The organism is Pseudomonas sp. AKS31, assembly GCF_023634765.1.
Taxonomy (GTDB): domain Bacteria; phylum Pseudomonadota; class Gammaproteobacteria; order Pseudomonadales; family Pseudomonadaceae; genus Aquipseudomonas.
The window spans coordinates 441521-455040 of sequence record NZ_JAMLFX010000002.1 but is presented as its reverse complement, the minus strand read 5'-3'; the positions used below and the strand labels follow the sequence as shown (position 1 = coordinate 455040).

General features: G+C 60.5%; 8 protein-coding genes. 1 reads left to right on the top strand and 7 read right to left on the bottom strand.

The window, feature by feature from the left end:
* Positions 1–78: 78 nt before the first annotated feature.
* The 6 genes from M9827_RS08120 to tpx all read right to left on the bottom strand — a co-directional run bounded on the left by M9827_RS08120 (position 79) and on the right by tpx (position 12311).
* The gene (locus M9827_RS08120; protein ID WP_250604930.1) at positions 79–2160 is read right to left on the bottom strand and encodes a putative bifunctional diguanylate cyclase/phosphodiesterase; all 2082 of its coding nucleotides are present in this window, start codon (positions 2158–2160) and stop codon (positions 79–81) included.
* A gap of 347 nt (positions 2161–2507) precedes the next feature.
* On the bottom strand, positions 2508–3980 hold the full coding sequence (locus M9827_RS08115; RefSeq protein ID WP_250604929.1) for an efflux transporter outer membrane subunit: 1473 nt from the start codon (positions 3978–3980) through the stop codon (positions 2508–2510).
* The gene (locus M9827_RS08110; RefSeq protein ID WP_250604928.1) at positions 3977–7084 is read right to left on the bottom strand and encodes an efflux RND transporter permease subunit; all 3108 of its coding nucleotides are present in this window, start codon (positions 7082–7084) and stop codon (positions 3977–3979) included. The genes M9827_RS08115 and M9827_RS08110 overlap by 4 nt, the downstream gene beginning before the upstream one ends.
* Before the next feature lie 145 nt (positions 7085–7229).
* A complete protein-coding gene (locus M9827_RS08105; RefSeq protein ID WP_250604927.1) occupies positions 7230–10331 on the bottom strand; it encodes an MdtB/MuxB family multidrug efflux RND transporter permease subunit in 3102 nt (1033 codons plus the stop codon).
* A complete protein-coding gene (locus M9827_RS08100; RefSeq protein ID WP_250604926.1) occupies positions 10328–11635 on the bottom strand; it encodes an MdtA/MuxA family multidrug efflux RND transporter periplasmic adaptor subunit in 1308 nt (435 codons plus the stop codon). The genes M9827_RS08105 and M9827_RS08100 overlap by 4 nt, the downstream gene beginning before the upstream one ends.
* Before the next feature lie 175 nt (positions 11636–11810).
* Complete coding sequence (gene tpx, locus M9827_RS08095) at positions 11811–12311, bottom strand: thiol peroxidase (protein WP_250604925.1); 501 nt, start codon at positions 12309–12311, stop codon at positions 11811–11813.
* Positions 12312–12647: 336 nt separating this feature from the next.
* On the opposite strand from tpx, the gene M9827_RS08090 reads away from it, so the two are divergent.
* Positions 12648–13073, top strand: coding sequence for a YciI family protein (locus M9827_RS08090; protein WP_250604923.1), 426 nt, complete (start codon positions 12648–12650; stop codon positions 13071–13073).
* Between the two features lie 110 nt (positions 13074–13183).
* Here M9827_RS08090 and M9827_RS08085 read toward each other — a convergent pair whose 3' ends face one another.
* Positions 13184–13387: a cold-shock protein gene (locus tag M9827_RS08085; RefSeq protein ID WP_250604921.1), complete on the bottom strand. Its 204-nt coding sequence runs from the start codon at positions 13385–13387 to the stop codon at positions 13184–13186.
* Positions 13388–13520 lie beyond the last annotated feature (133 nt).

Sequence of the window (13520 nt, the reverse complement as noted above, 5' to 3'; positions counted from 1 at the left end):
GAGCAAGCTCGCTCCCACAGGGGGATGCATTCCAAATGTGGGAGCGAGCTTGCTCGCGAAGAACGATAACGCGGTCGATCAGACCGCCGCTGACTGCTGAGTTCGAGCAATATCCTGCATGAATTTGTCAGCCGGCATCGGATGCCCGAGCAGATAACCCTGCAACGAATCACAGCCCAGTTCAGTCAGAAACGCCTGCTGCACCCCGGTCTCGACACCTTCAGCGACAATCCGCAAACCCAGTGCCTGCCCCAACGCGACAATCGCCGAGACAATCGCCGCATCGTCGCTGTCATGCTCCAGATCGCGCACAAACCCACGATCAATCTTCAGCTCGTTGGCCGGCAAGCGCTTGAGGTACATCAGGCTGGAGTAACCGGTGCCAAAGTCATCGATCGACAGATCGACGCCCATGTCCGAGAGTTCCTGCAACACCATCATGCTCGCATCGGCGTCGCTCATGGCCGTGGTCTCGGTGATTTCCAGGGTCAGGCTGTTGGCCGGCAAGTGGTGAGTAGCCAGCGCCTTGGCCACGCTGCGCACCAGCCCCGTGTGGCAGAACTGCAACGCCGACAGGTTCACCGCGATACGCCAATCGGTGTAACCGAGCACGTACCATTCGCGCATCTGGCGACAGGCTTCGTTGAGCACCCAGTCACCGATCGGAATGATCAGACCGGATTTCTCGGCCAGGTCGATAAACTTGTCCGGCATCAGCATGCCGTGGATCGGGTGTTGCCAGCGCAGCAGCGCTTCAGCCCCGACCGGGCGGCCGTTGGCGGCGTCGAATTTGGGTTGGTAATGCAAGCTGAACTGGCTGTGTTCCAGCGCCGCGCGCAGGTCCTGCAACAACTGCAACTGCTTGCGGGCGTTGTTGTTCATCGATGCATCGAAGAAGCTGTAACCGTTTTTTCCGCCGCCCTTGGCGTGGTACATCGCCGCGTCGGCGTTCATCAACAATTCTTGCGCGGTCTGGCCATTGCCCGGGTACAGGGCGATACCGACACTGGCGGAGATCTGCAAGTCATGCTCGGCGACACGGAACGATTGTGCGATCAGGCCGACCTGACGTGCCGCCAGCCCCAGCGCGTCATTGGGTTCGGTCAGGCGCACGAGCAGCACGAACTCATCGCCACCAATGCGCGCCAAGGTGTCCTGGCCGCGCAAGTCTTCGCGCAGACGCACGCCCACTTCGCGCAACAACTGATCGCCCATGTGGTGACCGAAGGCATCGTTGACCGGTTTGAAGCCGTCCAGATCGATGAACATCAAGGCAAAACAGCCGCCCTGCTCCTGGACCTTTTTCATCGCCTGATTGATCCGGTCGTCGAGCAGCATGCGGTTCGGCAGACCGGTCAGGGTGTCGTGCAGGGCCAGTTGCGTGAGTTCGCGATTGGCCACGGTCAACGAATGCGCCAGATCGGCAGTGCGCGCTTCAAGGCGTGCGTCGAGAATCGAGGTCAGCAGGGCAATCGACAGCACCGCCAGCGTGGTGATCAGCACCAGACTGTCGAGGCCATTGCCCTTCAAACCGTTGACGGTGGCACCGCAGAAACTGCCGTCAGGAAATTGCGCGGCGGCCATGCCGGTGTAGTGCATGCCGACAATGGCGATACCCATGATGATCGCCGCGCCGGCACGAATCAGGCGCACGTACGGCGAGTGCTGACGCAGGCGGAAGGCAATCCACAGCGCCGCAGCCGACGCGCCGACCGCAATCAGCAATGAGGCGCCAAACAGCGTCGGGTCGTAGTCTATTCCCGGCGTCATGCGCATCGCCGCCATGCCGGTGTAATGCATGGCACTGATCCCGGCACCCATGATCAACGCGCCAAAAGCCAGTTGCAGAATTGGCAGTTTCGGCTGGCTGACCAGCCACAAGGCGAAGCCGCAGGACAACACGGCAATCAACAGTGAGAGCGCGGTCAGGGTGATGTCGTAACCAAGGTCAATCGGCAGTTTGAAGGCGAGCATGCCAATGAAATGCATCGACCAGACGCCGATGCCCATAGCAAATGCACCGCCGGCGGTCCAGAAATGCACCGCCCGGCCCTTGGCCGTGGCAATGCGACCGGTGAGGTCGAGCGCGGTGTAGGAAGCGAGGATCGCCACGCACAACGAAATGAAAACCAGGGTGGAGGAATAACTACCGATGAGCATGGGATTTCTCGTGGCCACCCGACGCGACTTGCGTCCGTTCTCGGTCGGGCAAATGCGGCGATTGTACTGATTACGCGGAAGAACGCACTGACAAAGTAATCAAATTGCCATCAAGCCGATGAAACGCTTGTTTGATCGTTCGAGATGCCTCTGAAAGGGGGCTTTCTGAACCTTGCGCGATCATTGTGGGAGCGAGCCTGCTCGCGAATGGGCTCTCTCATTTGATCGTTCCCACGCTCCGCGTGGGAATGCAGCCCGGGACGCTCCGCGTCCCTTCAAAGCCGAACGCGGAGCGTCCATTGAGGCATTCCCACGCAGAGTGTGGGAACGATCAGTGAAGCCAACCTTCAGCGGGTGTTATCGCTGACATCCAGTTTCCCATCCCAACCGCCGCCCAGCGCGGCAATCAACTGCACGCTGGCAATCAAGCGGCTTTGCAAGATGTTCAGCACGTTGCGCTCGTTGCTCAGCGCCGTGGCCTGCACCACCACGACATCGATGTAAGCAATCAGACCAGCCTTGTACTGGTTTTCGGTCAGGCGCAGGGAGTCACGGGCCGCATCCAGCGCTTCCTGGCGCACCGCTGCTTCGTCTTCGTACACCTTGAGCTGCACCAGATAGTTTTCCACCTCGCGGAAACCGTCGAGCACGGTCTGGCGGTATTTGGCCACGGTCTGGTCATACACCGCCTCGGTGCGGTCGACTTCTGCCGAACGAATGCCCCCGTCAAACAGCGGCAGCGCCAGTTTCGGCCCGACCGACCAGAAACGGTTCGGCAGGCTGACCAGGTTCTGCGAGGTACTGCTGCTGTAGCCGCCGCTCAGGCTCAGGGTCAGGTCGGGGTAATACGCCGCTTTGGCCACGCCGATATTGGCGTTGGCGGCAATCACCGAACGCTCCGCCGAAGCGATGTCCGGGCGCCGCTCCAGCAACTGCGAGGGCAGGCTCAACGGCACCTGCGGCAGCTTGGGGATGGTCTGCACTTCGGCAATGTTGAAGTCCGCCGGCGCTTGCCCGGTCAGTACGGCAATCGCATTTTCGAACTGCGCACGCTGCCAGATCAGGTCGACCAGATCGGCCTGGGTGCTTTTCAGTTGCGTCTGCGCCTGCGCCACCGCATCGCGCCCGGAAACCCCGGCGCGGTACTGGTTCTGCGTCATTTTCAGCGAGCGTTCGTAGGCGGCGACCGTGGCTTCGAGCAGACGTTTCTGCTGATCGATCACGCGCAGTTGCAGGTAGTTCTGCACCAGCTCCGATTGCTGACTCAGGCGCATGGCCGCCAGATCGGCAAAACTGGCCTGGGCGCTGGCCTCATCGGCTTCCAGGCCACGGCGCAATTTGCCCCAGACGTCGGCTTCCCAACTGACGCCCAGCTCGGCGTTATAGGTGTCGCGGATGCCACTGGATGAACTGCTCAGGCTCGAACTGCTGCTGCCAGTGCCCTGACTGGAGCGGGTTTTGCCCAGGCTCAAATCCACTTTGGGATAAAACGCGCCACGGGCACTGCGCACCAAGGCCTGAGCCTGACGGTACTGGGCTTCCGACTGCGCGACGGTCTGGTTGGAATTGTTGAGCTTTTCGATCAACCCGTTGAGTTGCTGATCGCCGTACAACTCCCACCAGGCACCACGGGCCAGCGAATCGCTCGGGTTGGCCTGAGTCCAGCCCTCGGCCTCCTTGTACTGGGCAATTTGCGCAGTTTGCGGGCGTTGGTAGTCCGGGCCGACGGCGCAGGCACTGAGCATCGCCACGCACAGTGACAGGCTCAGCAAGCGCGAGCCCCGAGCAGTGGCCAGATTGATTAGCGAACGGTCAGTCATAGCGGAGTTTCCAGAGCGGCATCAGTACGCACGCCACGCCATTTGTTGAAACGATGGCGCAGCTTGTCGAGATAGAGGTAAACCACAGGTGTGGTGTAAAGCGTCAGCACCTGGCTGAAAATCAGCCCGCCGATGATGGTCAGGCCCAGCGGCTGGCGCATTTCCGCGCCCTCGGCCCGGCCGAGCAGCAACGGCAAGGCACCGAGAATCGCCGCCAGTGTGGTCATCAGAATCGGCCGAAGCCGTTGCAGACAGGCGCTGCGGATCGACTCCAGCGGCGACAGGCCCTGATGACGCTCCAGTTGCAAAGCCAGGTCGATCATCAGAATCGCGTTTTTCTTTACCACGCCAATGAGCAGGAACAACCCTAGCAACGAGATCAGGCTGAACTCGCCGCCCAGCGCATAAATCGACAGCAACGCGCCGACACCGGCCGACGGCAGGGTCGACAGAATCGTCAGCGGATGAATGTAGCTTTCATACAACACGCCCAGCACCAGATACACCGCCAGCAACGCGCCGAGAATCATGAACGGCTGGCTCTTCTGCGTCGCGGCAAAGGCGTCGGCAGTACCGGCCATTTTCGCGATGATGTCTTCCGGCAAGCCGAGCTTGGCAATCGCCCGCTCTATCGCGGCACTGCCCTGCTCCACCGTCACGCCTTCGGCCATGTCGAAGGAGATGTCTTCGGAGGCGAACTGGCCTTCGTGGCTGACGCGGTCGTCTTCCAGGCTGTTTTCGTAATGAGCGAACGTCGACAGCGGCACCCGCGCACCGTCAGCGGTGATCACCTGCACTTGCTTGAGCGTCACCGGATCCTGGGCGTATTTCGGATTGACCTCCATCACCACCTGATACTGGTTGAGGCTGTCGTAGATCGTCGAAATCTGCCGCTGGCTGTAGGCGTTGTTCAGCACGGCCGTGACCATGTCCATGTCGACACCGAGGCGTTTGGCCTGGTCACGGTCGACAATCAGCGTCACTTGTTGCGCCCCGGCGCCTTCACGGGCATCGATGGCGGTCAGTTCGGGCAGGGCTCGCAGTGCCGCGACCACTTTCGGAAACCATTTACGCAACTCGCCGAGGTCGCCGCTTTGCAGGATGTAGCTGTATTGCGAACTGGTCTGCTCGCGCCCGCCGCCAAATTGCAGATCCTGGTCGGCCATCAGCATCAACTGCGCACCAGGCACCTTGGGCATTTCCTTGCGCAGGCGCTCGATGACTTTCTGCGCCGACAGCTGACGCTCCTTGATCGGTTTCAGACGCACGATCATGAACGCGTTGTTGGTGCCGTTATTGCCGCCAATGAACCCGGCCACACTTTCCACCGCGTCGTCCTTGAGCACCGCGCGGCGGAAGGTTTCCATTTTCGGCTGCATCACGCTGAACGACAGGCCGTCGTCACCGCGCACAAAACCGATCAACTGGCCGGTGTCCTGCTGCGGCATGAAGGTTTTCGGCACCACTACATACAACGCGACATTGACGCCCACGGTGATCAGCAGACTGAGCAAGGTCAGACGCCGGTGGCGCAGCACCCAGTCGAGGCTGGTGGCGTATTTGCCGACCATCCAGTCGTTGGTGCGGCGGCTCCAGCGTTGCAGGCGGTTTTCCTGGCCCGGCGTGTGCGGCTTGAGCCAACGGGCGCAGAGCATTGGTGTCAACGTCAGCGAAACCACCAGCGACACGACGATGGCTGCCGCCAGGGTGATGGAAAACTCACGAAACAGGCTCTCGACAATCCCGCCCATGAACAGGATCGAGAGGAACACCGCCACCAGCGAGACGTTCATCGACAACAAGGTGAAACCGACTTCCTTGGCCCCGAGGTACGCGGCCTGCATCGGTTTGACGCCTTCGTCGATGTGCCGGGAAATGTTCTCCAGCACGACAATCGCGTCATCCACCACCAGGCCAGTGGCGAGGATAAGGGCCATCAGCGAAAGGTTGTTCAGCGAAAAACCGTAGAGGTACATCACCGCAAAGGTGCCGACCAGCGACACCGGCACCGCCAATGTCGGAATCAGCGAGGCGCGGAAGTTACCGAGGAACAGGAACACCACCAGAATCACCAGCGCCACGGCAATCAGCAGGGTCATCTCGGCTTCGTGCAGCGTGGCTTTGATGACTGGTGAACGGTCCATGGCCAGATTGAGCTTCACACTGGCCGGCAACACCGCTTGCAAGGCCGGCAGTTGTGCCTTGATCTCGTTGACCGTCTCGATGATGTTGGCGCCAGCCTGGCGGTTGATCACCAGCAGCACCGCCGCGTCATCGTTGAAGAAACCGCTGTTGTAGCGGTCTTCGACGCCGTCGCTGACCTTGGCCACGTCCTTGAGGCGCAGCGCAGCGCCGTCGGCGTAGTGGATGATCAGTGATTCGTAATCCTTGGCTTTTTCCAGCTGGTCATTGGCCTGGATCTGCCACAGGCGTTGACCGTCCTCAACCGAACCCTTCGGCCGGCGTACGTTGGCATCGGCGATGGTCTTGCGCACATCGTCGAGCGCCACGCCGTACTGGTTCAGCGCCTGCGGTTCGAGTTCGATACGCACCGCTGGCAGCGAACTGCCGCCGATCTGCACTTCGCCGACACCCTGCACTTGCGACAGGCTCTGGGAAAGAATGGTCGAGGCCAAATCGTAGAGCTGGCCTTTTTCAAGGACATCGGAGGTCAGCGACAGCACCATGATCGGCGCCTGCGACGGGTTGACCTTCTTGTAGGTCGGCATGCTGCGCATCCCGCTCGGCAGCAGATTGCGCGAAGCGTTGATCGCCGCCTGCACTTCCCGCGCGGCACCGTTGATGTCGCGGTCGAGATCAAATTGCAGAATGACCCGGGTCGAACCCTGACTGGAGCGGCTGCTCATGGTGTTGACGCCGGCGATCGCACCGAAGGAACGCTCCAGCGGCGTCGCCACCGTCGAGGCCATCACCTCCGGACTCGCGCCCGGCAGACTGGCCTGCACGACGATCACCGGGAAATCCATCTGCGGCAGTGGCGACACCGGCAACAGGCCGAAACTGACACCGCCCAGCAGCATGATCGCCAGGCTCAGCAGCATTGTGGCGACCGGGCGCTTGATGAAAGGACCGGAGAGGTTCATTGACCGCGATCTCCGCCTTCACCGCAGATCCCTGTGGGAGCGAGCCTGCTCGCGAATGCAATCTTGTATTCAACAATGATGGTGCCTGACAGGCCGCTTTCGCGAGCAGGCTCGCTCCCACCAGGAATGTGCGCTGTTTGCAAAGTCATACCGCCACCTCTTCGCGGTCGGCATTGGTCTTGCCAAAGCGCCGTCCGAGGCGGTCGAAATACAGGTAGATCACTGGCGTGGTGAACAGCGTTAGTACCTGGCTCACCAATAGACCACCGACCATCACCAGACCCAGTGGCTGACGCAATTCCGCCCCGGAACCGGTGGCGAGCATCAACGGCACCGCACCAAACAGCGCGGCCAGCGTGGTCATCAGAATCGGCCGGAAGCGCAGCAGCGCCGCCTGATAGATCGCCTGTTCCGGCGCCATGCCTTGCGTGCGCTCAGCGTCGAGGGCGAAGTCGATCATCATGATCGCGTTCTTCTTGACGATGCCGATCAACAGAATGATGCCGATGATCGCGATCATGCCCAGGTCATTACCGCTGAGCAGCAACGCCAGCAACGCGCCGACCGCTGCCGACGGCAAGGTCGAGAGAATGGTGATCGGGTGGATGTAGCTCTCGTAGAGCACGCCCAGCACGATGTACATGGTCACCACCGCCGCCAGAATCAGCAGCAAGGTGCTCGACAGCGACGCCTGGAAGGCTTCGGCCGCGCCCTGGAACTGGGTCTGCACGCCGACCGGCATGCCGATGTCCTTCTGCACCTGTTCGATAATGTCGACCGCATGCCCCAGCGCCACCCCGGGCGCCAGGTTGAACGACATCATCACCGCCGGGAACTGGCCGATATGGGTGATCGCCAATTGCGCCTGCCGCTCTTCGACATGGGCCAGACTCGACAGGCGCACCTGCGCGCCGTCAGTGGTCTTCACATGAATCTGGTCCAGCGCCTGCGGGCCGATCTTCTCTCCGGCCTGGGCTTGCAGCACCACGCGGTACTGGCTGGCCTGAGTGTAGATGGTCGAGATCTGCCGCTGGCCGAAAGCGTCGTACAACGCATCGGTGATGTTCGCCACCGAGACGCCGAGGCGTGACGCGGCATCGCGGTCGATCACCAGATAAACCTGCAAGCCTTTATCCTGCAAATCACTGGCAACGTCGGTCAGTTCCGGCCGCTGGGCCAGCGCTTCGACCAGACGGCTGCTCCACTGGCTGAGCAGTTCGGAATCCGGCGAGGACATGCTGAACTGATATTGGGTACGGCTGACACGATCTTCGATGGTCAGGTCCTGCACCGGTTGCATGAACAGCCGGATGCCGACCAGTTTGTCCAGTTGCGGCTGAAGGCGCGCAATCACTTCCGTGGCGCTCAGATCGCGCTCGCCGTGGGGCTTGAGGTTGATCAGCAAGCGGCCGCTGTTGAGCGTGGCGTTATCGCCGTCGACACCGATGTAGGACGACAGGCTCTGCACCGCCGGATCTTCAAGAATGATTTTCGCCAGTTGCTGCTGACGCTCGCCCATCGCGGCAAAGGAAATCGACTGCGGCGCCTCGGAAATGCCCTGAATCACCCCGGTGTCCTGCACCGGGAAGAAGCCCTTCGGCACGACCATATAGAGGAACACGGTCAACCCCAGCGTAGCGATGGCCACCAGCAAGGTCAGTGGCTGGTGCTTGAGTACCCAGCGCAGCATCCGCCCGTACTCGGCGATCATCCAGTCAATCACCGCACCACTGGCGCGGTAGAAACGGCCCTGCTCGTGTTCTTCCGGTTCACGCTTGAGCAGACGCGCGCACATCATCGGCGTCAGGGTCAGCGAGACCACCAGCGAAATCAGGATGGCCACAGCCAGAGTGATGGCGAATTCGCGGAACAACCGCCCGACCACGTCGGCCATGAACAACAGCGGAATCAGTACCGCGATCAGCGACAGCGTCAGGGAAATCAGGGTAAAGCCGATTTGCTTGGCGCCCTTGAGCGCAGCCTGCATCGGGCTGTCGCCCTCTTCGATGAAGCGCGCGATGTTCTCGAGCATGACGATGGCATCGTCGACCACGAAACCGGTAGCAATGGTCAGCGCCATCAGGGTCAGGTTGTTGACCGAGAAGCCGGCCAGGTACATCACGCCGAAGGTGCCGATCAGCGACAGCGGCACGGCCACCGACGGAATGATCGTGGCACTGGCGCGGCGCAGGAACAGGAACGTCACCATCACCACCAGGGCGATGGCGATCAGCAATTCGTGCTGCACGTCGGTGACCGAGGCGCGAATGGTCTGTGTACGGTCGGTCAGCACGGTGACATCGAGGCCGGCCGGCAGGTTGTCGGTGATGCTCGGCAGCAGTGCCTTGATACGGTCGACCACCTCGATCACGTTGGCGCCCGGTTGACGCTGGATGTTCAGCAACACCGCCTGATTCTGGTTGGCCCACGCAGCAAGGCGCTCGTTCTCGGCGCCATCGACGATTTCCGCCACGTCCTTGAGCCGCAACGGCGCGCCGTTCTTGTAGGCGAGGATCAGGTTGGCGTAGTCCTTGGGCGAGGTCAGCTGGTCGTTGGCGTCGAGCATCGACACCCGCGTCGGGCCATCGAAGTTACCCTTCGGCTGGTTGACGTTGGAGGCGCCGATCAAGGTACGCACGTCCGCCAGGTTCAGGCTGTTGGCAGCCAGCGCTTCCGGGTTGACCTTGATGCGCACGGCCTGCCGTTGACCGCCGGCAATGCTGACCATGCCGACCCCACTGATCTGGGCGATTTTCTGCGCCATGCGCGTATCGACCAGGTCGTTAAGCTTGGGCAGCAGCATGGTTTTCGAGGTGATGGCCAGGGTCAGTACCGGGGTGTCCGCCGGGTTGACCTTGTTGTACACCGGCGGCGCCGGCAAATCGGTCGGCAGCAGATTGGTCGCGGCGTTGATCGCGGCTTGCACCTGCTGTTCGGCGACGTCCATGTTGATGTCGAGGCTGAAACGCAGGGTCAGCACCGACGCACCGCCGGAGCTGGTCGAGGCCATTTGCGTGAGGCCCGGCATCTGCCCGAACTGGCGTTCGAGCGGTGCGGTGACGGCGCTGGTCATGACGTCCGGGCTGGCGCCGGGATACAGGGTCATGACGCGGATGGTCGGGTAATCGACCTGTGGCAATGCCGACACCGGCAACAGGCGGTAAGCGATCAGACCGGCCAGAACAATGGCCAGCATGCTCAGGGTGGTGGCTACCGGTCGGAGGATGAACAGCCGCGAAATGTTCATGCGCCCTTCTTGGCCTTGTCAGTGACCGCAGCGTCTGGCGTCTGGGCGGCGGACTTGCCTTGCAGGTGTTCGGTCGGGGTGGTCGGCACTTGATTGCTGTCGTTGACCACTTCCACTTCGCTACCTTCCTTCAAGCGGTCGGTGCCTTCCAGCACCACGCGGTCGCCGGCGGCCAGGCCTTCGGTGACCACGGTGTTTTCGCCATCACTGGCGCCGATCTTCAGTTGGCGAATGGTGACTTTCTTGTCGCCGTCCAGCGCATAGACGAAGGTGCCGTTGGTGCCGAACTGGATGGCTGCCGACGGCGCCAGCACCACGCCTTTCAGTGTGTCAGCCAGCAAGTGAACGTTGACGAACTGGTTGGGGAACAGCGCCTGATCACGGTTGTCGTAGCGCGCCTTGAACTTCAGGGTGCCGGTGGCAACGTCGATCTGGTTGTCGAGGCTTTGCAGTACGCCGGTGGCTTGCAGTTTGGTGTCGCCGCGATCCCAGGCTTCGGCCGGCAGCTTGGCGCCGCTGCGATAGCGGGCGAGCACGGTGTCGAGGCTGTTTTCCGGCAAGGTGAAAGCGACGCTGATCGGTTGGGTCTGGGTGATCACCGCAAGGGCGGTGGTGTCGTTGGCGGTGACGAGGTTGCCGACGTCCACCTGGCGCAGACCGACACGGCCGGCAATCGGCGCGCGGATCTTGGTGAATTCGAGATTGAGTTTGGCGTCGTTGACTGCGGCCTGATTGGTCTTGACCGTGCCCAGATACTGACCGACCAGCGCTTCGGCGGTGTCCAGCGTCTGTTTGGCGATGCTGTCCTCTTTGTACAGGCCGCGATAACGCTCGACGTCGACCTGAGCGTTTTTCAGTTGTGCCTGATTCTGCAGCAACGTGCCTTCGGCCTGCAGCAAGGCGTTCTGGTACGGGCGTGGGTCGATCTCGGCCAGCAGGTCACCGGCCTTGACCATCTGCCCTTCTTCGAAATTGATCTTGACCAGCTCGCCGCCCACCCGGCTGCGCACATTGATGGTGTTGAGAGCGGTCACTGTACCCAGCGCCTTGTAATACAGCGGGAAGTCGCCGGTGACTGCTGGCGCCACGCGTACCGGGATTGGCCCGCTACCACCACCGAAGCCCGGCCGCATCATCCCCGAACGCCCGGTGTGCCCGGCCGCCGCCTTGTCAGCGCCCTCTTTGTGGGCTGAACCGGCGGGCCAGAATTTCCAGCACAGAACGGCGATCACCAACAAGACCAGCAGGCTGATCAGCCAGCGACGGGAGTTACGGGGGGACGATTGCATGGAGTGATTAACCATTGGGCGCGTGGGCTTCTTCTACGGGAGGCTGAACGATAAGCACTGATGGGGAATTAGCAAAGCAGCTTTACCGGCAATTTACTTACACCTTACGTTTCAAGGTGTGAGGCAAAACACTGATACACAAATGAAAACGGCCTGGACAGGGCCAGGCCGTTAACAATTGTAAAAGCGCTTACTTGAGAACGGACAGGGCCGCTTCGTAGTTAGGCTCTTCAGCGATTTCCTTGACCAGTTCGCTGTGCAGAACGTTGTCGTTTTCGTCCAGTACCACAACGGCGCGAGCAGTCAGGCCTTTCAGCGGGCCGTCAGCGATGGCCACGCCGTAGTTCTCGATGAACTCGGCACCGCGCAGGGTCGACAGGTTCTGTACGTTTTCCAGACCTTCGGCGCCGCAGAAGCGCGCTTGGGCGAACGGCAGGTCAGCCGAGATGCACAGCACCACGGTGTTTGCCACTTCGTTGGCCTGAGCGTTGAACTTGCGTACCGAAGTGGCGCAAGTCGGGGTGTCGACGCTTGGGAAAATGTTCAGGACTTTGCGCTTGCCGGCGAAGTCTTGCAGGGTGACGTCGGACAGATTGCCGGCAACCAGAGAAAAGGCTGGCGCCTTGGAACCGGCTTGTGGCAACTGGCCGTTGACTTGAACCGGATTGCCTTTAAGGGTGACTTGAGCCATGACTTGAGTCCTTCTGATGTTTTGATTGGAAAGCATGCAAGAGGCCGAAGTTAACCACGAAATTGTCCGACGACCTATGCCCTGTTTTGAAATTGTTGGGTGCCTGCGCGAAAAATTGTATACAAAACCAGCGCAATTCCCATGTGGGAGCGAGCCTGCTCGCGAAAGCGCTGGATAAGTCAGCATAAATGTTCAATGTGACGACCTCTTCGCGAGCAGGCTCGCTCCCACATTAGAATCTGTGGTGTTACTGGTCTTTTATTCAGGATCCCTGTCGATTCACCGCTGGCTCGTTCGACTAAACAACGAATCCCCACAATCCACGGAGTAACCGCCATGCGCTTCATGATCCTTGTAAAAGCCAGCGCCGACTCGGAAGCCGGCATCATGCCCAGCGAAGAACTGATCACCGCGATGGGCAACTTCAACGAAGAACTGGTCAAGGCCGGCATCCTCATCGACGCCGACGGCCTGCACCCGAGCAGCAAAGGCGCCCGCGTGCGCTTCTCCGGCGATAAACGCACGGTGATCGACGGGCCGTTCATCGAGACCAAAGAACTGGTGGCGGGTTACTGGATCTGGGAAGTGAAATCCAAAGAAGAAGCCATCGAATGGGTCAAGCGCTGCCCCAATCCAATGCCCGGCGAGTCTGAAATCGAAATCCGCCAGATATTTTCTGCCGAAGACTTCGGCGCCGAGTTCACCCCTGAAGCGCGGGAACAGGAAGAACGTGTCCGCGAACAAGCCAAGAAAAACAGCTAACCGGGTATCCCGTGTAGGAGCTGCCGAAGGCTGCGATCTTTTGAGCTTGTTTTCCAGATCAAACATCAAAAGATCGCTGCCTTCGGCAGCGCCTACAAAAGCAGTGACTTTCAGATCGCCTGGATATTTGAAGCTTGCGGTCCTTTGGCCCCCTGCGTAACCTCAAACGAAACCCTCTGGCCTTCTTTTAGCGTTTTAACTTCACTGAAATTAATCGCAGAAAAGTGCGCAAACAAATCCTCGCCCCCCCCATCTGGTGTAATAAAGCCGAACCCCTTTTCATCGCTGAACCACTTCACTGTTCCCGTAACCATATTCTTCTCCTTTCATTTATTTCGCGCATGCCGGATTTCTGCGCGTCACCCAACCATCAAACGCCCTCCCCCTCGCCCCGACAACTGTCAAACCTGACAGGGTGTAGATATCCACAGTCCCCTATAGGAGCTG